The organism is Corynebacterium sp. PCR 32, assembly GCF_037464985.1.
GTDB classification, from domain to species: Bacteria; Actinomycetota; Actinomycetes; order Mycobacteriales; family Mycobacteriaceae; genus Corynebacterium; species Corynebacterium kroppenstedtii_D.
Genome location: NZ_JBAHVL010000005.1, coordinates 63,567 through 85,426, shown reverse-complemented (window position 1 = coordinate 85,426; position 21,860 = coordinate 63,567). Strand labels below are relative to the sequence as shown.

Annotated in this window: 17 protein-coding genes and 1 pseudogene; 11 read left to right on the top strand and 7 right to left on the bottom strand. The window is 53.6% G+C overall.

Going from position 1 to position 21,860, the window contains the following annotated elements:
* The first annotated feature begins 1 nt into the window (after position 1).
* From V5S80_RS07515 to pyk, 11 genes and pseudogenes are all read left to right on the top strand, one after another.
* Complete coding sequence (locus tag V5S80_RS07515) at positions 2-856, top strand: imidazole glycerol phosphate synthase subunit HisH (RefSeq protein ID WP_395170149.1); 855 nt, start codon at positions 2-4, stop codon at positions 854-856.
* Positions 857-897: 41 nt separating this feature from the next.
* A complete protein-coding gene (gene priA / locus V5S80_RS07510; protein WP_395170148.1) occupies positions 898-1,635 on the top strand; it encodes a bifunctional 1-(5-phosphoribosyl)-5-((5-phosphoribosylamino)methylideneamino)imidazole-4-carboxamide isomerase/phosphoribosylanthranilate isomerase PriA in 738 nt (245 codons plus the stop codon).
* A gap of 88 nt (positions 1,636-1,723) precedes the next feature.
* Positions 1,724-2,596: an inositol monophosphatase family protein gene (locus tag V5S80_RS07505; RefSeq protein ID WP_395170147.1), complete on the top strand. Its 873-nt coding sequence runs from the start codon at positions 1,724-1,726 to the stop codon at positions 2,594-2,596.
* Positions 2,597-2,672: 76 nt separating this feature from the next.
* Positions 2,673-3,776: pseudogene (hisF, locus tag V5S80_RS07500) on the top strand (imidazole glycerol phosphate synthase subunit HisF); the annotation flags it as partial.
* Between the two features lie 66 nt (positions 3,777-3,842).
* A complete protein-coding gene (locus V5S80_RS07495) occupies positions 3,843-5,387 on the top strand; it encodes an anthranilate synthase component I (protein ID WP_395170227.1) in 1,545 nt (514 codons plus the stop codon).
* A 103-nt stretch (positions 5,388-5,490) separates the two neighbouring features.
* Positions 5,491-6,318 carry a TIGR02234 family membrane protein gene (locus tag V5S80_RS07490; RefSeq protein ID WP_395170146.1) on the top strand — a complete coding sequence of 276 codons (828 nt, stop codon included), beginning with the start codon at positions 5,491-5,493 and terminating at the stop codon, positions 6,316-6,318.
* A gap of 57 nt (positions 6,319-6,375) precedes the next feature.
* Complete coding sequence (trpC, locus tag V5S80_RS07485; RefSeq protein ID WP_395170145.1) at positions 6,376-7,191, top strand: indole-3-glycerol phosphate synthase TrpC; 816 nt, start codon at positions 6,376-6,378, stop codon at positions 7,189-7,191.
* Between the two features lie 126 nt (positions 7,192-7,317).
* Positions 7,318-8,541 carry a tryptophan synthase subunit beta gene (gene trpB / locus V5S80_RS07480; RefSeq protein WP_395170226.1) on the top strand — a complete coding sequence of 408 codons (1,224 nt, stop codon included), beginning with the start codon at positions 7,318-7,320 and terminating at the stop codon, positions 8,539-8,541.
* A complete protein-coding gene (trpA, locus tag V5S80_RS07475) occupies positions 8,541-9,344 on the top strand; it encodes a tryptophan synthase subunit alpha (RefSeq protein ID WP_395170144.1) in 804 nt (267 codons plus the stop codon). Before trpB ends, trpA begins: the two co-directional genes overlap by 1 nt.
* A gap of 37 nt (positions 9,345-9,381) precedes the next feature.
* Positions 9,382-10,275, top strand: a complete 894-nt coding sequence (gene lgt / locus V5S80_RS07470) for a prolipoprotein diacylglyceryl transferase (protein WP_395170225.1) — start codon at positions 9,382-9,384, stop codon at positions 10,273-10,275.
* A 158-nt stretch (positions 10,276-10,433) separates the two neighbouring features.
* Positions 10,434-11,861 carry a pyruvate kinase gene (gene pyk, locus V5S80_RS07465; RefSeq protein ID WP_395170143.1) on the top strand — a complete coding sequence of 476 codons (1,428 nt, stop codon included), beginning with the start codon at positions 10,434-10,436 and terminating at the stop codon, positions 11,859-11,861.
* Between the two features lie 136 nt (positions 11,862-11,997).
* On the opposite strand, the gene V5S80_RS07460 is transcribed toward pyk, so the two are convergent.
* From V5S80_RS07460 to ureC, 7 genes are all read right to left on the bottom strand, one after another.
* Positions 11,998-13,287 (bottom strand): amidohydrolase, encoded by a 1,290-nt coding sequence (locus tag V5S80_RS07460; protein WP_395170142.1) that lies wholly within the window; start codon positions 13,285-13,287, stop codon positions 11,998-12,000.
* A 15-nt stretch (positions 13,288-13,302) separates the two neighbouring features.
* Positions 13,303-15,033, bottom strand: a complete 1,731-nt coding sequence (locus V5S80_RS07455) for a hypothetical protein (protein ID WP_395170141.1) — start codon at positions 15,031-15,033, stop codon at positions 13,303-13,305.
* A gap of 156 nt (positions 15,034-15,189) precedes the next feature.
* Entirely contained in the window at positions 15,190-16,944 is a 1,755-nt protein-coding gene (locus V5S80_RS07450) for a purine-cytosine permease family protein (RefSeq protein ID WP_395170140.1), read from the bottom strand.
* A 119-nt stretch (positions 16,945-17,063) separates the two neighbouring features.
* The gene (locus V5S80_RS07445) at positions 17,064-18,098 is read right to left on the bottom strand and encodes an urease accessory protein UreD (RefSeq protein WP_395170139.1); all 1,035 of its coding nucleotides are present in this window, start codon (positions 18,096-18,098) and stop codon (positions 17,064-17,066) included.
* A 2-nt stretch (positions 18,099-18,100) separates the two neighbouring features.
* Entirely contained in the window at positions 18,101-18,748 is a 648-nt protein-coding gene (ureG, locus tag V5S80_RS07440; protein ID WP_395170138.1) for an urease accessory protein UreG, read from the bottom strand.
* A 30-nt stretch (positions 18,749-18,778) separates the two neighbouring features.
* A complete protein-coding gene (locus V5S80_RS07435; protein ID WP_395170137.1) occupies positions 18,779-19,597 on the bottom strand; it encodes an urease accessory protein UreF in 819 nt (272 codons plus the stop codon).
* A gap of 100 nt (positions 19,598-19,697) precedes the next feature.
* Positions 19,698-21,845: an urease subunit alpha gene (ureC, locus tag V5S80_RS07430; protein WP_395170224.1), complete on the bottom strand. Its 2,148-nt coding sequence runs from the start codon at positions 21,843-21,845 to the stop codon at positions 19,698-19,700.
* Positions 21,846-21,860 lie beyond the last annotated feature (15 nt).

The following is a 21,860-nucleotide window of genomic DNA, read 5'->3' as shown; positions in this document are numbered from 1 at the left end:
CATGATGGGGAGTAAGGCTCGTCCGACGGTGGCTATCCTTGATTATGGTTCGGGGAATGTGCGTTCTGTTGAGCGCGCTCTCGAGCGTGTGGGCGCTGATGTGACTGTGACAGCAGATCCGGAGTTGGTGCTTTCTGCGGATGGTTTATTAGTCCCGGGTGTTGGTGCTTTTGCGGCGTGCATGCAGGGGTTACGTGAGGTACATGGGCCGCGGCTTATTGGGCAGCGTTTAGCCGGTGGTCGTCCTGTCTTAGGTGTCTGTGTGGGTATGCAGGTTCTTTTTGAATATGGTGTCGAGTTTGGTGATGGTGTGCACGGTGATTCTGGCGGGTCTGGTGGAGAAGTCAGCCCTCGACCTCGCCGTTGTCGTGAGGTTGTACCTCCCGGGGCGACGGGTAGTGGAGAAGAACATGGAGCAGCGCACGACCATGGCATCATGTGTGATCCGGAGACCGGCCGTCCTCTCGACCCGACGATATTCTCGACGGAAGTATCAGACGAGGGGGTAGTGAGCATCGTCGGTTGTGGCGAGTGGCCTGGAACGGTAGCACGCCTTGATGCAAACATTGTTCCCCATATGGGGTGGAATACGCTGGAGATTCCTGAAGGATCTCACATGTTCAATGGTGTTGCTAGTGATGATCGGGTGTATTTTGTGCACTCATATGCGGTGCAGCAGTGGGAGATGGTTGACGATGGGTTAGTGGCGCCGCCGAAGGTAACGTGGTCACAGCACGATGATTGTCGTTTTGTTGCTGCCGTAGAAAATGGCCCGTTGTGGGCGACTCAATTTCACCCGGAAAAATCTGGTGCAGTGGGGGGAGTGATTCTTCAGAACTGGGTGAGTACTTTGTAACTTTTGCCGGCTAGCCGCGGGATCTCCGTTATCATTCATCTATGCCTCTAACGTTATTACCTGCCGTCGATGTGTCGGATGGTCAAGCAGTCCGTTTGGTCCATGGTGACGCTGAGACCGAAACGGAATATGGCCACCCTCTTGATGCCGCCATGGCTTGGCAGGAGGCAGGTGCGGAGTGGATTCATCTTGTGGATTTAGATGCCGCATTTGGCCGGGGCAGTAATTATGAGGTTCTTAAAGACGTCGTTGACCGGTTGGATGTGGATGTTGAACTCTCGGGTGGGATCAGAGACGATGACACCTTGAGGAGGGCGCTCGACACCGGCTGTCGGCGGGTTAATCTCGGCACCGCAGCGTTAGAGAATCCTGACTGGTGCCACCGGGTTATTGAGTTATATGGCGATCGCGTGGCTATTGGTCTGGATACCATGCTTATTGACGACGAGTGGCGGCTGCGTGGACGCGGGTGGGTAACAGACGGAGGGAACTTGTGGGACGTTCTTGAGCGTTTGGATTCATGTGGGGTCTCTCGCCTTGTTGTCACGGATGTAGGCCGTGATGGGACTTTGGAAGGGCCCAATATTGACCTGCTTCGTGACGTGGCCATGGCTACTGATGCTCCGATTGTCGCCTCAGGTGGTGTCTCGAGCCTCGATGACATTCGTCAGCTTGCTGAATACACTGGCGAGGGAATTGATTCCATCATCATCGGTAAAGCCTTATATGTAGGAAACTTTAGGCTTGAGGACGCGTTAGCAGTCGCGAGAGAATCGTGATGCACGGTGGACTTAGGAAGCGAGTGAGTGTGGTTCTTGTGAAGCTTCGTTGGACATAGCTGTGGTGAAAGGCTAGGTGATGGATCCGATGATAGAGCACTCGGAACTTGTGTGCTATGCGGCAATTGCCGAGCGCTTGATCAAGGATGCAGAGAATCTTTTTTGCCAGAATATTGGCGCTCAGCCTTCTATTATCAAAAATGAGGATCTTCAGGATTTTGCCACGGATGTTGATCTATCTTTAGAGCAGCAGTTTTGTGAACAGCTTGTCCACGAAACCGGATTCCCTGTTCTTGGTGAGGAATTTGGTTTACAGGGTGGGGTGGATGTGCCCGCCGCAGTGCCGTCATTTAGCTATCATCCCGATGATTATCCCACAACGATGTGGTGTGTCGACCCTGTTGACGGCACATCCAATTATGCTGTTGCGAATCCGATGTGTGCGATACTTGTATCGCTTATTCATCGAGGTGAACCAGTCATTGGGATGACTGCGTTGCCAATGTTGGGAAAATTTTATAGCGCTGTTCGGGGTGGTCCTCTCCTTGTTAATGGTGAGGCTGTGCCGCGGTTACCGACACAAGATCCGGGAGTGATTCAGATCGGTTTCGGTTCGATTTTGTCTGGGCGTCGTGGTCGTGTTCCTCGCCAGTATCGTCAAAATCTACTATTTAGCATTGGTGAATCGTATCCGCGAATGCGTGTGACAGGGTCAGTAGGGGCTGATTTAGCCTTTACAGCGAGCGGAGTATTTGCTGGTACCTTGACGTTTAGCCCCAACTGGTGGGACAACGCTGCCGGAATATGCCTGGTTGAGGCTGCAGGTGGTGTGGTTACCAACCTTAACAACGAACCGTGGACGCCGGGGACGATTGGTCTAGTAGCAGGCTCTCCCAGTGTCCATTCGACGCTCCTATCCAGAATTCATGCAGTCCCGCGCCCGTTCGAACCGTTAAGCTAGGCGAAAACATTCAGCGTGTGGGCACGCTCATCATATCTCATGTAGTCGTGTTTTTTCGTCGCCGAAAGGCCAGGTCATGTCCGTAGCAGTTCGAGTTATCCCGTGTCTGGATGTATCTCATGGACGCGTCGTTAAGGGAACTAATTTTAAGAATCTTCGTGATGCTGGTGATCCGGTGGAGTTGGCAGTTCGGTATAACCGGGAAGGTGCCGATGAGCTGACGTTTCTCGACGTGTCCGCATCAGTGGAGGGCCGGGGGACCATGCTCGATGTCGTTCGACGAACAGCAGACCAGGTTTTTATACCGTTGACTGTGGGGGGAGGTGTGCGTAGCGCTGATGACGTTGATCAGCTGTTACGTGCAGGGGCAGACAAAGTCTGTGTGAATACAGCTGCGATTCGCCGACCAGAGCTACTGCGTGAGATCTCACAACGCTTTGGTTCGCAATGCGTGGTGTTATCGGTGGACGCACGGCGAGTTCCTGACGGTGGAACACCTCAGCCCAGTGGCTTTGAAGTCACCACGCATGGTGGAGCCAAGAGTGCTGAGATGGATGCACTGGAGTGGGCCCGACACGGGGAAGAATTGGGTGTGGGGGAGATTCTTCTCAACTCCATGGATTGTGATGGGCTCAAACAGGGGTTTGATGCGGAATTGATTGCTGCTGTCCGTCGGGAGGTTCGGATCCCGATTATCGCGTCTGGTGGGGCCGGTGACGTGAGTCATTTTCCACCGGCGGCGGATGCAGGTGCAGATGCGCTCTTAGCAGCTTCTATCTTTCATTTTGGTATGGCCACTATTCCTGATGTGAAGAGAGCAGTGGCGTCGACGGGTCACGACGTGCGTCGCAGTGGGCCTGGAGATTACCTGCTGGATCCGATAATTGCAGCGCGATTAAAACGCAACGGGCAGGGATTAGTTCCCGCTGTTGTCCAAGATGCGACGTCGGGAGATGTATTGATGCAGGCGTGGATGGATGATCATGCCTTGGCTTATACCCTGGCGACGCGACGTGGGACGTATTGGTCTCGGTCTCGGTCGGAGTACTGGATTAAAGGTATGACCAGCGGGCACGTTCAGCACGTTCGCGAAGTTCGATTGGATTGCGATGGAGATACTATTTTGGTGAAAGTAGATCAGGTGGGCGCCGCGTGCCATACGGGGACTGCAACGTGTTTTGACGGTGACGTGGTACTCACTGGTTCCCCTTCTGATTATGTATCGAGATCATTAACTGCTACGGATATGACAATTACTGACACAACGACGACACGTGACCAATTCCGACGATTAGCTGCCCAGCATCGGGTGGTCCCGGTGGCCCGGAAGATTCTGGCCGATGGGGAAACACCGTTGAGTGCCTATAATGCACTGGCGGCTGACCAACCAGGAACGTTCTTATTCGAGTCGGCGGAACCAGGACAATCGTGGTCCCGGTGGTCGTTCATTGGTACGGGTGCGAAGTCTGCGCTGACGGTTCGCGATGGCGAAGCAGCATGGTTGGGTACAACGCCAACCGGAGTTCAGCTCAGCGGGACCCCCTTCGATGTGCTGAAATCTGTTCTGAAGGAGTTACATACGGAGCCTATTGATGGCATGCCTCCGATGACGTCGGGGATGGTGGGTTATTGCGGCCACGACGCGATTCGCTATATCGAGGATATTCCCGACACATGCGATGATGATCTTCAGATTCCCGAGTTTATGCAGTTTCTTGTCGCAGACTTGGTGGCGCTCGACCATCATGAGGGGACGATGTGGCTTATCGCAAACGCCTTCAATTTCAATGGTTCCGATGAGAACGTTGACGACGCCTATGACGATGCTGTCCGGCGGTTGGATTCGTTAACACAGCGGCTGACTGCGCCACGTGAGCCGATGGTGAATGTGTTTAGCACACCGGAACCAGTGGTTCGGCGGCAGCGAACCGAGGACGAGCACAGGCGCCGAATCGGTGTGTGTAAAGACCATATTCGTGCGGGAGATGCGTTCCAGATTGTGCTGTCGCAGCGGTTTGAAATGGATACTGACGTTCGTGCTCTTGACGTGTATCGGATGCTGAAATATTCGAACCCAAGCCCGTATATGTATCTCATGAATATTCCGACGGATGATTTTTCGTCGGTATCGTTCACTATTGTTGGGTCATCACCGGAGTCGTTAATCGCTGTAGATAATGGTGTGGTGACGACGCATCCGATTGCTGGCTCGCGTCCACGTGGGGCCACTCTCGAGGAGGATGAGCGACGGGAACGTGAGCTAGCTGCGGATTCTAAAGAGAATTCTGAGCACCTCATGTTGGTTGATCTTGGCCGTAATGATCTCGGAAAAGTGTGTGTCCCGGGGACTGTTGAGGTTCACGATTTCCGTCATATTGAGCGGTATAGCCACATCATGCATCTGGTCTCGACGGTGACAGGACAATTAGCTCCTGATATGACGGCGGTGGATGCGTTCATGGCGGCTTTTCCGGCGGGGACACTGTCGGGAGCTCCGAAGACTAGTGCGTTGACGATTATCGATGAGCTTGAAGACACACGCCGTGGGATCTATGGCGGAACTGTCGGCTATTTTGATTTTTCAGGCAATACTGACCAGGCGATTGCCATCAGGACGGGTGTCCTCAAGGGAGGAACGATGTATGTCCAAGCTGGGGGCGGAATTGTCGCGGATTCCGATCCACGTGCCGAAGATGAAGAAACTCAAAATAAAGCCGCAGCGGTCTTACGGGCAACAGCAGCGGCGGAAACCATTGCTGATGTCGATGGTGTACTAGATGGGCCTGTGTGACGTGAGTAGGCATGATGTTTCGTAGTCTCAGTCCGCTGTCCGCCATGGGTACGGACATCTACGGCGAAACGTGCCAAGCGTGGTGGCGTAAGGGAGAGCAAAAATGGATTCTCACGATGTACGTGACGGTGATCGAGCAGCATCTGCCTGTGGAGTATCTGCGAGTGGGGAGCAACGTGGTGTATTAGCTGCCTTTGAGGCGAAACTACGCTGGATGGGGGTTGTGCTCGTCATTATTGGGGCGGTGGGGATTGGTGGAATCTCTCATCTGACGTGGATGACTGTTCATGCGGTGGATGATAAACAGGGAGAGCTCACTCGAACATTGGTGGGTACTGTATGGGCACCAAGTATGAACGCTGTTGCTATCGCGTTGATTGCAGCATGTCTTGCCATGGTGATCCTCAAACGTACTGGTCGGCGTATCCTTGCTGCTGTGACGGCAGTCGTTGGTGTTGTCTCGTTGTGGAGCCCCTTGAGTGTCCTTGTGTCATCGCCAGGTGTCACACGCGTACATAATTTGCTTGTCAATGGCCAGGCAACACAGAAGAAGAGTCATCCACAAACATTGACAGAGTGGGCGACGGTGACGGGCATTGATGTACACAAGGGTACGGTGATTCTTACTGTCGTGGCGTCGTTGATGGCCATTGTGGGGGCAGTTGTGTTAGTAATCTGGCCTGGTGTGGATTCTGTTAAGGGTAGTAAATACGATACAACATCTGCGCGCCGTCATTCCTTGGCAGCCGATTTGGCGAGCGATGAGGATTCTGGTCGTGTCTTGTGGGATGCCATGGATGCTGGGGTTGATCCCACTCAAGATGATGCCGCCGATGTTGCACGACGCGTAGCGGATGCGTCCAGTGACACCGAGGGGTCCTCATCTGAGGGGATTGTCAGACAAACGTCGTCCCCCTCGATTTATCACTAGATCTGGCCGCCCTCTAGGATGAAGGACACCGCTGTAATACGGGCCTAGGAGTCGAAGATGAGTTCGGTTTTGGACACGATCGTCGATGGCGTCTTAGATGATCTCGCGATTCGTGAAGCACGTGTGAGCTTCGCGGACATCAAAGCGCAATCACGACACGCGCCTGCTCCTCGTGATGCCATGGCTGCGCTGTCAGCTCCTGGTGTCGGAGTTATTGCAGAAGTTAAAAGGGCAAGCCCGTCTAAAGGAAGTTTGGCACGTATTCCGGAGCCTGCGGAGCTTGCTCGTCAGTATGAAGCCAACGGAGCCAGGATTATTTCCTGTTTGACTGAAGAACGGCGGTTCAAGGGAAGCTTGGCTGATTTGGATACTGTTCGCGCGGCAGTGGATATCCCTGTTCTTCGAAAAGATTTTGTTGTCACTCCCTATCAGATTCATGAAGCCCGTGCACACGGGGCAGATCTAGTTTTGCTTATCGTCGCTGCGCTCGATCAGCCGCAGCTTGAGGCGTTGCTTGATCGCACAGAATCTCTGGGTATGACTGCCATCGTTGAAGTTCATACAGAGGATGAAGCAGAACGCGCGATCAACGCTGGTGCGAAAGTTGTTGGTGTCAATGCACGCGACCTTAAAACCCTTGATGTTGATACCTCGGTGTTTGGCGCTATTGCGCCAGGATTGCCGTTGGATGTGATCAAGATTGCGGAATCGGGGGTAAAAGATCGTAATGATCTTCTCGCTTATGCGGGAGCTGGTGCGGATGCGGTCTTGGTTGGCGAAGGCCTAGTTACTGCTGGTGATCCTGGGTTAGCATGCAAAACATTGGTGGCTGCGGGGATCCATCCGGCTTGCCCAAAGAAGCTGGCTGAGTGATAGGAAAGTCCCTAAGTGCCGTGTGTCGCTCGTCGATAAGGCACACTAGTGTGGGTGAGCACTTTTGAACCACGTCACCCCAAGCCGTATCAGAATCTTCCCACTGTGGCTGATGTGTTGTCGGACATGACATCGACTGAGCCTGATAGTGGTGGGCATTGGGGCGATTATGGTGGCCGGTATATTCCAGAAGCCTTAATGGGTGTTATTGCAGACGTGACTGACGCGTGGCAGAAGGCGAAGTCAGATCCCCAGTACATCGAACAGCTAAGTGATCTGCACGTTCACTATTCTGGTCGGCCGTCGCCGTTGTATTTTGCCAGCCGCTTTTCTGAGGCGATCGGTGCTCGTGTTTATCTGAAACGTGAGGATTTGAACCATACGGGGTCTCATAAGATCAACAATGTTCTTGGCCAGGTCTTGTTGGCGAAACGTATGGGGAAAACATTGGTGATTGCGGAGACCGGCGCGGGGCAGCATGGGGTTGCCACCGCGACAGCATGTGCATTGTTGGGACTTGAGTGCCGTATTTACATGGGTGCAGTTGATGCCAGACGACAGGCCCTCAATATTGCCCGCATGCGATTGCTCGGTGCCGAGGTTGTCACTGTCACAATTGGTTCGCAGACTTTAAAGGATGCGATCAATGAAGCGATGCGTTATTGGGTCTCTCACGCCGATGGGACGTATTACTGCTTTGGGACCGCTGCTGGTCCTCATCCTTTTCCACAGATGGTTCGAGATCTTCAACGAATCATTGGATACGAAGCACGTGAGCAAATCTTGCAGGCGGAAGGTCGCCTTCCGGATGCTGTCGTGGCGTGTGTTGGTGGTGGATCGAATGCCATTGGTTTATTCCATCGATTTATCGATGACACCACTGTCCGGCTGATCGGTGCTGAAGCTGGCGGTGATGGGGTTGAGACTGGGCGTCATGCCGCGACAATCACGGCAGGCAATGTGGGTGTATTCCAAGGAGCGTACGCGGCATTGATGGAAGACGCCGACGGGCAGATTGTCGAGTCACATTCGATTTCCGCTGGCTTGGATTATCCGGGGGTGGGGCCGGAGCATTCGTACCTTCACCGCATTGGGCGTGCAGAGTATTTCCCGATCTCGGACGCCCAAGCTATGGATGCGTTCATGCTGTTGTGTAAAACCGAGGGGATTATTCCGGCGATCGAATCTGCTCATGCTGTGGCAGCGGCAGGTGTATATGCAGAGAACGCGGACCATAGTTTAGAGGACGGTGTCCCACTTATGATTGTTAACGTGTCAGGTCGTGGCGATAAAGATGTCGACACTGCAGCTACGTGGTTTAACCTGGAAGCTAAGGAGGATCTGCACTGATGATGCGTTTGTCTTCTGATTCGCCTGCGGGGATTCTTCGTGACGTTTTTACGGATGCTCGTCGTCAAGGGCGCGCGGCATTTATTGGTTATCTGCCATCAGGATATCCGACAAAGTCAGACTCTGCTGAGCTGATGCTATCTCTGGCGTCGTATGCGGATGTGATTGAGGTTGGTATTCCATTTTCTGACCCGATGATGGATGGTCCGGTTATTCAGGATGCTGGTTCGGTGGCTCTCAACGCTGGATTTCGTGTGAAGGATTCCATCGAATCTGTACGCACAATTACTCAATGTGGTGGGCGTAGTGTTGTCATGAGCTATTGGAACCCCATTCTGCAGTATGGGCCGGAAAAATATGCCGAGGAACTTGCAGAAGCCGGTGGGTTGGGTGCGATTATCCCAGACTTGTTACCGGAGGAATCGTCGCGGTGGGCCCTCGTGTGTGAGAAACTTGGTATGGCGCCCATTTATCTTGTTGCTCCTTCCACGAATCCGGAACGGATGGCACGCACGGTGGGCGCAGGCGATGGATTCGTGTACGCCGCCTCTCACATGGGTGTGACGGGTGCCCAGGATTCGGTGAGTAGTGATGCTCGTAACCTTGTGGAGCGTGTACGGGAGTATACAGACCTTCCTGTCGCGGTAGGGTTGGGAGTCAGTAACGGGCAACAAGCTGCTGCTATCGCGGAATATGCTGACGGAGTAATCGTGGGATCTGCACTTATTCGTGCTGCGGCAGATGGACGTGAATCGCTATGTGCACTTGCGAAAGAGCTCAACGAAGGGGTACGGGGTGTATAGCCCGAGTGTCTCGATGGATGTCAATGTACCTGGACGTATGAGCGGTGGTGTGGGAGCAACCCTCTATGCTCCGGATCACTTTATTGTTGCTGAGATTCCATCACCGCCTCAGGGGGTGTGGATGGTCGGTGGTGTGCCTCTTCGCGGCTATGCACTGTCGATCTTAGTTGGGATCGTTGTCGCCATCGTGTGGTCGCAACGTCGTTATGCAGACCGTGGGGGCAGGCGAGAAGTTGTGGTCGATGTGGCATTAGCTGCTGTTCCGGCCGGGATTATCGGTGGACGTGTATACCACTTGGCGACGGATTGGCGTTCGTATTGGGGACCTGCTGGGACCCCAGGAGATTGGTGGAAAATTACCAATGGTGGTTTGGGGATCTGGGGTGCAGTGGTTGGTGGCGGCCTGGCTACCTGGCTTGTGTTGCGGTGGAAACGCCTGGAACTAGCGCCTTTTGCTGATTCAGTTGCTCCGCCGATCTTGGTGGCCCAGGGGATTGGACGTCTGGGAAATTGGTTTAATCAGGAGCTCTACGGGCGACCGACTGACCTTCCGTGGGGGTTGAAGATTTTTGAACGTGTCGATGCCCATGGTGCTTTTGCTCCGGTGACCGGGCATTCGACGGGCAATGTCATTGCGGTGGTTCAGCCGACGTTTCTCTATGAGATGCTGTGGAACTTTGCCATCGCTGCGGTGATTGTGTGGATTGACCGCGCCTTCCAGCTTGGCGGTGGACGGGTATTTGCCCTGTATGTTGCGGGCTACACTGTAGGGAGATTTTGGATCGAACTGTTGCGTGCAGATCAAGCTACCCATGTGTGTGGATTGCGCATTAACACTCTGACCTCGACTATCTGCTTTGTTAGTGCGGTGCTGTTTCTGGTCTGGGCCCGGTCTCGGCATCGTAAGGAGCTCAAAGAATTTCGGGCGTAATCAGACATAAATATGGGAAAGGGCTGTCTGTTGTACCAGTGTAGAAAAGATATTCTTGCTGGTCTTTGCCTTGGTGGGATTTATGTCACGATCCTGCCACGCTTATTTCGACCGTTTCTCGGTAGCTAATCGTCTATGAGCGGGCTAACCTGGTGAACGTGGAGAGAAGAACGAAAATTGTATGCACATTGGGCCCAGCGGTCGCAAGTGGCGAGAAAATCCGTGCACTGGTCGATGCAGGGATGGATGTAGCACGGCTCAACTGCTCGCACGGAGTTCATGCTGACCATGAACAGAACTATCACTGGGTTCGAGAAGCCTCTGAAGCGTCAGGTCGCGCCGTCGGTATTTTGGCTGACCTCCAAGGGCCGAAAATTCGCCTTGGGTGGTTCAAGAACCACGAGGAAATGTGGGAGACCGGCGAGACAGTACGTATCACTGTTGATGACGTTGAAGGAACCCACGACCGCGTATCCACGACCTATAAAAACCTTGCCAAAGACGCGAAGCCTGGTGATCGCCTCCTCGTCGATGATGGAAAAGTTGGCTTGGTATGTAAGGCTGTCGATGGAAGCGACGTCATCTGTGAAGTCACCGAGGGTGGGCCCGTCTCCGACCACAAGGGTGTGTCCCTTCCAGGAATGGATATTTCCGTTCCTGCATTGTCTCACAAGGATATCGAGGACCTCCGATTCGCGATACGCCTGGGTGTGGACATGATTGCGTTATCCTTCGTTCGTTCCCCTGCGGATATCGAACTCGTTCATGAGATTATGGATGAGGAAGGACGGCGGCTGCCGGTCATTGCCAAGCTGGAAAAACCTGAGGCTGTCGATGCTTTAGAGCCCATCATCTTGGCATTTGATGCCATCATGGTTGCTCGTGGTGATTTGGGTGTTGAAGTTCCTCTGGAAGATGTCCCGATGGTTCAGAAGCGAGCTATCCAAATTGCGAGGGAGAACGCAAAACCGGTTATTGTGGCTACCCAGATGCTGGATTCCATGATTACGAATTCCCGTCCGACTCGTGCGGAAGCCTCTGATGTGGCGAATGCGGTGTTGGATGGAACTGACGCGGTGATGCTCTCCGGCGAGATTTCCGTTGGCAAACACCCGGTCGAGACCGTGAAAACCATGGCTCGCATCGTGAAAGCTGCAGAGCAGGATGGAACGGTTCCTCCGCTTAGCCACCTTCCGCGTACCAAGCGCGGCGTCGTATCCTACGCTGCACGTGACATTGCTGAGCGTTTGAATGCACGGGCGGTTGTCGCATTCACAAGTTCCGGTGATACGGCTCGTCGTGTGGCCCGTTTGCACAGCTATCTGCCGTTATTAGTGTTTACTCCAAACCCGGCGATTCGGTCCCGGCTTACCGTGACGTGGGGTGCTGAGACTTTCTTGACTCCCGAAGTTAAAACTACTGATGACATGATCACCGAAGTGAATAAGGCTCTGCTCGCTATTGACGGCTATGAACGCGGCGACACAGTAGTGATCGCTGCTGGTTCACCTCCCGGTGTGGAAGGCAACACTAACATGATTCATGTTCACATGCTGGGCGATGACCTCAAAGGGCATCAGCGCTAGACATCTCATAGCCTTGAGATGGATGAGTAGATCAGATGATGATCCGCCGGATGTCCACTACTGCATTGTACCGGCCACACGATGAGGTGTGGCCGGTACAATGCTGTGATGGTTCCGGAGTCCGGCCCTGTGTGTTCTATCCTTTAAAGAGAAAGCTGAGGGGAGCTGCTGCTGCGGCCTTTGTTGTTGAGGTAATCGTCGAAAGGTCTGGCAAGAAGGTAGGCATATGGTTGGCGGGTACAGGTGTGTCGTGGCGTTGTGCCCACTGGTCATCGGGCGTAATTCCTGCGATCCAGAAAAGGTAGGGGACTCCAAAGTGTCGGGGGATTTCAGAGAAGTCTTCTGACGCTGTCCAGCGTTGCGCGTCGATGGAATCATCGCCAAAAACAGCGTTAAATGTTTCACGAACATGCGTGAATACGGTGGGATCGTTCACGGTGAGTTCGCCATGAGCCCAGTATGAGATGTCGGGTTCTCTAGGACATCCGGATGCCATGCACTCACCTTTGACCACACGCTCGATGGCGGCGTAGACGCTATCCCGCACCTCGGTGTTGTAGAAGCGGCAGTTCAACGTCAGTGTGGCGGTGTCAGGAATTGAGTTGTTTGAATTACCAGCGTGAATCTGGCCGATGGATACCACGGCGAAGTCATCCGGATCAACTTCCCGACCAACTATTCCCTGGAGCCGAAGGATGATATGCGCGGCGACATAGATGGGATCCACCGATTCGTGCGGGCTTGAGGCATGGGAGCTTGTGCCATGGATGGTTACCGTAATGGAATCACATGCTGTGAGGATCGGGCCTGGCATGCTCATGATCGTTCCAGCTTTACCTGGAAGGATGTGCTGTCCGAGGCAGATATCGGGCCGAGAAATTTCATCAGCAAGGCCATCGTCAATCATTGCACGGGCTCCAGCCGTCACTTCTTCAGCCGGTTGGAAGAGCGCATGGAAGGTACCCGACCAGTGATCTCGTGTGGCGTCGAGAATGGCCACGGCGCCGAGCAACGCTGTTGTGTGCATGTCATGGCCACATGCGTGCATGACACCGGTCTCTTTGCCGTCGCGTCCGATAGTGCGGACCGTGGACGCATACGAAACCCCGGTATTTTCTGTAACCGGGAGCGCATCGAAATCCGCGCGAGAGAGGATTGTTGGCCCCTCGCCATTGGACATTGTGGCGACAAGGCCATGGCCGCCCATGGGGCGCGAGATCGTACAGGTGTAGTGCGCTAGTCTCTCCCTGATAGCCAGCGCAGTTTGCTCTTCCTGTTCAGAGAGTTCAGGGTGGGAATGTAGCCATGTGTAGAAGGTTTCTTGCCAGCTGAGGTCGGCGGGGTTGGTGTCGAGGAGCTTAGCGATGGCGGCCCCTGGTGTCTGAACATGAGCGAGGGACTTAATTGCTGGTTGGGACTGTGTCACTGTTCCTCCGCGGGTCTATTGGTAGCTGATGAAGTTCGGTTGAGGTTGGATAGCCATTGTGGCTCGCGGCGTGAGCATGGGTTTGTCCTCATCGTAGAAGTTCTTCCACCCCACGCTGATGGCAGGATCCAAATCTTGTTGTATGACATGCCATGTATCCATTTTGATTGATTGCGTTCCATTGCCATCAATATGGATGACCATGTCAACGTTATCCGTGCCGGTTATCATTCTTTCTCGGTGATGGATCATGTTCATCTTGAATTGGTGAACAACCAGTGGTTTTTGCGGAAGGTGGTTGTTTTCGATCAGTGTATCTAGCCATGACACAACGTCATTAATTTCGTGCGCGTCAACATGTCCGATTTTCTCCATAGGTTTTTCGTTGCCGAATAGACGCCACTCAGGGTCGAGCGCGAGGCCAACATAAGGCTTCTTTAGCAGTCGTTCGTATTTCTTTGCTTGGTTGAGTAGGGTCATACGGCCAGGCTGGAGATCGATAATCGCGTATCCACCGGCACTATTAATGGCGTCGATCCAAGGCTCAACGGTAGTTGGGTTGACGAGTCGGCTATAGGAGTGATTTTTTTCGGGAGCAGATGAAGCGATCGTGACGATGATCTCGAAAGCGGGGATGACGGGCTGGGAAGTAAATGCCTCGTATTGTTTCGCAATATTTTTGGCTCGTGCAACGGATGCAGCCTTATCTTGCTCACCAAGGCAGCCGAGGTCGGGCCCGTCGGTAGAGCCGTAGAGGGCAACAATGTGCCGTCCTGGAGTGACGATGCCGCCTCCGCCTAACTGTTCTTTATCGATCTGCCTGGCTTTGTCGATACGGCGGGACAGCGTGTCTTTGTCGCCAAACAAGCTGCCCAACGCGATGATGTGGTTGACTTTTTTGACAGCTTCGATTGATTCGTGGGTTGCGCGTGGATCGGCTGCGGGGAGTCTCAAGACGTGTCGTCCAGCGATCGATGCGTTGGTGAAACTTGCCAGGGAGGTACTCGGAGCGCCGAGGACGAGACCATGAGAGTTGGGTTCTTTGTGGGATTTGCTTTGTGGGTTCCAGGGGGCGATAGCACGTGGTCGAGGCCGGTAGGGTGACCCGTCTGACGTGGTAGGAAGAGTGGAATGACCGGCAGCCTTGGACGTGCGATGGTGTTCGCCTTCGCCGGTGGGTTGTCCTGATGTATCATCGTTGGTGGTTGCAGGGGGAATAGCAATAAGGTTGTGGAACGAATATGTCCCCGTGCCGACATCATGTGGCCAGGCATCTGGTGTTGTTTCGTGGGGCGTCGTCTGTGATAGCAAGTTACCTGGTGAATCTCCTTTGATGGTGACAATGGTGTCCACTCCCAGGCGATTCAGCTCAGATTCGATCTTTTTTCGGGAATTGTCGGTGTTCGTTGCTTCCATGAGGAATACGGGAACTCCGGCGCTGGCAGCAAGGTTGCATGCTCGTGCGCGAGTCGGTAAATCTGCGTGAGGACCAGTAACAACGGCCACATGTGCGGAGTGTAAGAAGGCTGAACTAGTGGTGACCCCAGTGGGGTCGTCACCAATGACGTCGATCGTGTCCGAGTCCCCTTTAGGTGACACTACGAGGTGATCCTGGCTGTGTGATTCGTGGGAACATCCGCTAACTGTTGCGATAGCGCCGGCGCTCAACGCGGTAGCTGTGGCGCCCATTGTTGTCAGAAAGGTCCGACGACTGAGCGGCCGGGAGAGTGAGCGTGAGGATGACATGTACTTTCTCCTGAAGAACAAGACACCGGCGGTGTGTCTAACAAAACAGTGTGTAAACGATGGAGAGACCGGGAATGGGGCCGGATGCACGCCGTTACTGCCATTACTGTAACAATGCAAAATGCGGCGTGACACTGATTTGTGAAGAGAAAGTAATCACGTGGGGTATTCGGGGCGCCCATGTCTACCTCTGATGAATCGCTTGTCAGCGGGGAGAACATGATGCCCGTGACGGTCTGTTGTCAGGGCAAGTGACGAGATATATTGCGTGCGCCCATCAGGCGTTGGTATAGCAGAAGCGACCACGTCTGGGCGTTCCACCATTTCACCTGTGATGCAGCATTCAAATAATTCATCTGAGGGATTCCCGAGTGTATCAAAAAGGGGTGAGTTTATCCCATCATTGCTACGTCGTAGGTAGAAGCGTCCGCCAGTAGCAATTGCGATAAGAGGTGTGGAAACTGCAGCGACACATGCTGCACTAAGGGCAGAAAATGGCTGAATGGTTGTGCCAAAAATTCCAAAGTAGATCGCGATAGAGGTCGATGCTGATAACAGCAATGCCCCCACCCCCACAGGGTTAATAGAGCAAATGATCCCTCGGCGATACTCGGGGTACCGTGGAGAAATTTTAAGGACGTATTTATTGATCGCAATATCTGTTGCCACCGTGAAGATCCAGGCTATTGCGACATTGGAATAAAATCCAAGAATTGAGTTCAGCACGGTGAAAATATTGAATTCCATCAGCATGAGTGCAATTCCAACATTGACAAAAACGAAGACGGTTCGACCTGGGTAGCGTTTAGTCACGCGGGTGTATGCATTAGTCCAGGCTAGTGAGCCGCTATAGGCGTTGGTGACGTTGATCTTGATTTGACTCATGACCACCAATGTCACCGCCAGTGTGACGGCAAGCCACGAGGGCATCATGCTGGTGTACATGGCGAAGAATTGGTGCACAGGTTCACTGGCGGAGACTTCTGAACCGCCGAGTGATGCGATGACGTAGACGGCCAAGACGACACCGATTATTTGTTTGGTCGCACCGAAGATAACCCAGCCCGGGCCAGAGAGAATCACAGCAATCCACCAACGTCGGGTATTCTCCGGAGTTCTAGCCGGCATGAAGCGGATGTAGTCGATATTTTCAGCGATCTGCGCAGTGAGCGACAGGCATACTCCAGTGGCAAGCATCATTGATGTGAGGTCAGCATGTCCTGGGCCATGGCCAGAGTAATGGACAACGTTGTCAACGGTTGATGGATCTTGTGTGATGAGGATGATGATGGGCGACACCATCATGACGATCCATAGTGGGTTCGTAATGGTGTGAATTTTTGCCAGAGCTGCCATCCCGTACATGACGAGGGGGATCACGATCAGTGTTGCGATAAGATAGCCGATCCACAGTGGTAACCCGAGGCCCATTGTGAGCCCTTGTCCCATGATGGAACCTTCGGTGGCAAAGAATATAAATGTGAATGAGGCAAAAATGACGTTCGTGATGACTGATCCATAGTAACCGAACCCACTGCCGCGAGTAATGAGGTCAAGATCAAGGTTGTATCGCGCGGCATATACGGCGAGAGGGAAACTCGATATAAAGATCAAGACTGCAGCGATGAGAATTCCGCCTACGGCATTAATTGTCCCATGTGTAATTCCAATTCCTGCGCCGATGGAGAAGTCGGCGAGATAGGCGATTCCGCCGAGAGCGGATGTAGCTACGGCTGAGACGCCCCAGGTTCGGTAGTGTCGTGGTGCGAACCGGAGAGGGTAATCGTCGCCAAAGTTGGGTTGTGATTGTCGCGACGGTGATCGGTGTCTTCCTGTGTCGGCGATGGTTGGTGGGGAGTCGATGTGCCTGGCCGGAATGATCCGGGGGCTCGATGAGGTCGTGTGTGTCATGGTTGTGAAGGCTATGGGGCGTGTGTCACAGGTGTGCTCCCACCATGTGAAAATCAGATTACCTAAGTAACGGGTGGGTTAAAAATAGACAGCACATGACCACCGAACAGACCGACTGACTAATATTTACGCAACCGAGGCGCAGACGCACCGAGAAGCACCATCCGCGCCGTCGTCCACACAGCATCCCTAGCTTCACGTGCCTCCTCAGCGGTCGCCGAAAGGATACGCACCCACACACCCGACTCATAGGGAAGCGTAGACGCAGCCCACCGCAATGTCCCCGATGACGCAGGTGTTGGTAATTCCCGCACGGCCTCAAGAACTGACAATGTCGACGCCGATGAGGGAGCGATAATCCACACATTTGCCCACGCGCCGAAATTCCGCATCCCCACAAGACCACCGCCAGTGTGCGGGGAGAACACCCCACGGTCACGAGCCAATGGACGCACACGGTTGCGAAATAGGCCGTTATGGCCAGAACTCACCCTCAGACGCTGGCTAATCTGGGTCTCCATGGACAAAACATCGTAGGAGTGCCGTTCCCCACGCCCCAGCCTGCCAGCTGTCACACAGTCACTGACAATCGCGCACCCGCCAGAGCTCACAATTGCCTCCAACGAGAGATGGGAACGAGAACCACCGTAAGGAACCACGTGATCGGGAATATATTCAAGGACACTGCCAGCGCTGACAGTCATGGTGACATGCTGTACCGCCATGCCCACATCCATCCGGTGAATCGGCGTTGCCGCTTGGGTAGTGATCAGAGCTGATGCCGGTTCCTCGCCGCCAACTCGTATATCAACGAGTTGTCGATCATTCTGAGCCAGGCCCGCGCCAGTCGACATGATATACAACACAGGTGTCTCCGGCCGTTGCATGTCCGTATACAGCGGATTCATGAGAACAAGCGGGGCCTTTGCCATCCTTTCTGCGATGACGGACTTCCCCCGCGCAGCAGCCACGGTGGCATACAAAAACCCCACTTTTCCCGGCGCACCGATAGGGAGCTGATGATCATAACCGACTGGGGCATCCGGAAGTTCCCGACAAACGTGTGAAGGGGCGGAGAGACTCGTTGCCGTGGCGTACAAAGAACTAAAGGTGGGGGAGAAACCTCCTCCACTGCTTGGTTGACGTATTGTCACGCTTAGTTGTGGTGCTGAGCCCGTTGTGTTTCCAAGAACTCGGTGAGCTCAGACAAACCGTCACCGGTCAACGCATTTGTCGGTAATACAGGAAGCCCGCCACGCACATGCTTCGCATCGTTGAGCATCGTGTCCAGGTCACACCGTACAAAGGGAGCAATATCAGTCTTATTAATAATGAGAAGATCGGATTCTGTGACTCCCGGCCCCCGTTTCCGTGGCATTTTGTCACCCTCGGCCGTATCAAGGATAAAAACGTAAGTCTCCACCAGTGCCGGTGAAAATGTCAGAGTCAAATTGTCACCACCTGATTCGAACAGCAACGTATCAATATCAGGGAACTGGTCTGTCATCTCAGCCGCAGCCATCAAATTCATCGTTGGATCATCACGGACGGCCGTATGAGGACACGAACCAGTCTCCACACCTACAATCCGCGCCGGATCAAGAACACCATGTAATTCCCGACGAATATGGTTTGCATCCTCCTGCGTATAAATATCATTAGTAATGACACCCACACTGTGGCCACGCTCAATAAGGAGAGGTACCAGTGCTTCAATCAACGCCGTCTTCCCTGAACCTACCGGTCCACCAAAACCAATCCGAAACACCGGATGCCGCTGACTACTCAACTGACCATCACTCATGAAGAAAACCTCATAATCTGACTTGAATAATTAATTAATAAACAACCGCGCAGGCGCAGTTTCATGCGCAGCAGATGCAACATCAAGAGCTGGACTCAACGTCCCAATATCATCCAACGACGACGAACAGCACCGCCGTGCACATGCAATAATATCTGGCCTCACCTCACACAACACCTCCTGTGAGCTAATGTGATCAGCCACTCGCAACCGGACCGCCGCAGAACAGACTCCCGCCGCCAACGAAAACAACTCACACGCAACCGCCATCGTTTGAGACATTCCATGGTGATGATGAATCACACCGGCAACAACCGCCTGATTTCCCACCAACTCACCCCGACGCATCAACCCACACACCACTCCCAACGCTGAATTCCCTTCGGGAGCCACCACATCACTTGCCATCGACAACAACTGTTTCCCCACACGTACGCTGCCGCGCCGGGCGTTCTCACTTGGTTTCGTCGCCAAGAGAAGCTCATCGATAGTACGAAGGGATTCGAATTCCTCAGGTGTAGCCAGAGAAAGTCTAGGGAAGGTCTTGTCGAGAGAGTGCGCCCAATCCCACGATAGAGCGGCTGCAATTCCATCTGTCGGGCTGACCACCTCAGTAATAAGCTCATGCACCGTCTGACTGAGTGAGGCCCGGTCAAGCCAGTCGTAGTGGGAAAGGCCTTCAAGGCCATGCGACAAGGTGTACATCCCTGAAGGGAACGCCGTATCAGTCCACTGGAGAGCGGCCAGGAACCCAGGCAATAATAGGTCCTCGGACACGTGATCGTTACCGTCGACGACAGCATTGGCCTGATGCTCCCTGTCGTAAGGGGAAGAACTGGAAGAAGCCATAATTCGGATCACCCTAATAACGGATTCGTCGGGATAACAGCGATAGGGAGACCGGGGTAGTGAAGCCCGGAACCATTAAACATGTGACACGATGGCTCCTCTAAAACAGGTAATGCAATTGAGCCAGCGGCAGTGTTTTCGCTGGTGCTATTGTCAACGGTTCCCCATCAGCACGAACCTCATAGGTATCTGGATCGACCCTGATCTCTGGGAGTTCACTATTTCTGATCATGTCTTTCTTTCCAATTTGACGGCAGTTTCGAACCGGAAGAATGGTACTTTCTAAGCCGAGCTTGTCTGGAATACCTTGTGCAATAGATTCGGCCGACATGAACGTGATTCGGCTCTTCGCAAGTGCCTTTCCCCGATTTCCAAACATTGGTCGATACATAACCGGTTCTGGTGTCGGAACAGATGCGTTCGGATCGCCCATCAATGACCAGCACACATAGCCACTCCGGAGGACCATCTGTGGTTTGGCTGCAACCGAGGCTATCGGCCACAAGACTAAATCCGCGATTTTCCCAATTTCCACGGATCCAATGTAGTCAGACACACCGGCGACAATGGCGGGGTTGCAGGTCACCTTCGCAACGTAGCGGAGGACCCGGAAGTTATCGTTACGTGACACTCCGTCGGGAGTTGACGCTCTGTCCTCGGGGAGTGGACCTAACTCTGCCTTGCAGTGATGGGCGGTTTGAAAGGCTCGTGCCCATGTTTCGCCCACACGTCCCATGGCTTGGGAGTCGGAACTAAAGATGGATATGACCCCCCTATCATGTAGAACTGTTTCAGCAGCGATCGTCTCTGGTCTCACGCGGGACTCGGCGAACGAAACGTCCTCCGGGATGTCATGAGAAAGGTGATGGCAGACCATCACCATGTCTAACAGTTCTTCGGCACTATTCACAGTGTAAGGGAGCGTGGGATTCGTCGAGGCAGGTAGGACAGATGGCACTCCCGTCACACGAAGGATATCTGGCGCATGCCCTCCACCGGCACCCTCGGAGTGGAACGTATGGATGGTACGATCGCCAATCGCCTGCCGGGTGTCCTCAAAAAAACCACTCTCATTCAGCGTGTCTGTGTGAATAGCTAGCTGAACATCGTGTTTGTCGCATACTGCGAGAGCATTATCAATGACTGCGGGGGTGGCTCCCCAGTCCTCGTGAATCTTCAATCCCGCTGCACCAGCTGCAATCTGAGACTCCAACGGTTCCGGTAATGACCCGGATCCTTTTCCAAGGATTCCAACATTGACCGGCAAGTCCTCGGCGGCCTGTACCATCATCGCGATGGAGTGTGTGCCTGGAGTGCAGGTTGTTCCTTTTGTTCCTTCTGCGGGGCCAGTCCCTCCACCGAAGAACGTCGTTATTCCGTTTGATAGGCCCTCCTCAGCTTGCTGAGGGGCAATGTAGTGAATATGCGTGTCGATGCCGCCCGCGGTCACAATCCTGTGCTCACCGGCAATAACTTCCGTGTTTGTGCCAATAATCAGCTTAGGATTAACACCATCCTGGGTATGCGGATTCCCGGCTTTACCGATCCCCACGATACGCCCGTTTTTTATGCCTATATCAGCTTTGACTACTCCAAGCACCGCATCCACGATGATCGCGCTCGTAATGACAGTATCGATGGATACGGGGTCTAACGCTTGGGGATCTTGCGCCATCCCATCACGGATGGCCTTACCGCCGCCATACACAGATTCGTCACCATACGAACGCGAATTGGCGTCGTCAGTAATCTCAATAATCAAGTTGGTATCGGCAAGACGAATACGGTCACCCGTCGACGGGCCATAGATAGATGCGTACTCCGATCGTGAAAGGGAATAGGGGCCTGGATCGGTGGGAAGGTCATCGTCTCGGACACATTCTGAGAGAAAACCACGCTCCTGGGCATGGCAGAGGCCTTGCTCCCGAATATCGGGGTCATCGAGTGAACCTTCGACTAAACCACTAAAACCGTAGAGAGTTCGCGTTCCCCCGAAATCGACAAGCTGAACTGTTTTGCAATCACCAGGCTCGAATCGAACAGCTAACCCTGCTGGGATATTGAGATGCATGCCCCACGACCGAGGACGATCGAACAAGAGCTCACGATTGGCTTCGAAAAAATGGTAATGACTTCCCACTTGGATTGCACGGTCACCGGTATTGGTGACCCGCAACGTTAGTGTTCTCTTCCCTGGATTAATGGTGATGTTTCCATCGGCACAGATGTACGTGCGTGCAGCATTCATGGCATCCTCGGAGGC

Coding starts and splice junctions, on each gene's coding strand:
- ureG (WP_395170138.1), bottom strand. CDS start 18,748: ATGAGTGATGGTCAGTTGAGTAGTCAGCGGCATCCGGTGTTTCGGATT.
- V5S80_RS07455 (WP_395170141.1), bottom strand. CDS start 15,033: ATGTCATCCTCACGCTCACTCTCCCGGCCGCTCAGTCGTCGGACCTTT.
- V5S80_RS07495 (WP_395170227.1), top strand. CDS start 3,843: ATGACAATTACTGACACAACGACGACACGTGACCAATTCCGACGATTA.
- V5S80_RS07515 (WP_395170149.1), top strand. CDS start 2: ATGATGGGGAGTAAGGCTCGTCCGACGGTGGCTATCCTTGATTATGGT.
- V5S80_RS07435 (WP_395170137.1), bottom strand. CDS start 19,597: ATGGCTTCTTCCAGTTCTTCCCCTTACGACAGGGAGCATCAGGCCAAT.
- V5S80_RS07450 (WP_395170140.1), bottom strand. CDS start 16,944: ATGACACACACGACCTCATCGAGCCCCCGGATCATTCCGGCCAGGCAC.
- ureC (WP_395170224.1), bottom strand. CDS start 21,845: ATGAATGCTGCACGCACGTACATCTGTGCCGATGGAAACATCACCATT.
- V5S80_RS07490 (WP_395170146.1), top strand. CDS start 5,491: ATGGATTCTCACGATGTACGTGACGGTGATCGAGCAGCATCTGCCTGT.
- trpA (WP_395170144.1), top strand. CDS start 8,541: ATGATGCGTTTGTCTTCTGATTCGCCTGCGGGGATTCTTCGTGACGTT.
- lgt (WP_395170225.1), top strand. CDS start 9,382: ATGAGCGGTGGTGTGGGAGCAACCCTCTATGCTCCGGATCACTTTATT.
- trpC (WP_395170145.1), top strand. CDS start 6,376: ATGAGTTCGGTTTTGGACACGATCGTCGATGGCGTCTTAGATGATCTC.
- trpB (WP_395170226.1), top strand. CDS start 7,318: ATGACATCGACTGAGCCTGATAGTGGTGGGCATTGGGGCGATTATGGT.
- V5S80_RS07505 (WP_395170147.1), top strand. CDS start 1,724: ATGATAGAGCACTCGGAACTTGTGTGCTATGCGGCAATTGCCGAGCGC.
- priA (WP_395170148.1), top strand. CDS start 898: ATGCCTCTAACGTTATTACCTGCCGTCGATGTGTCGGATGGTCAAGCA.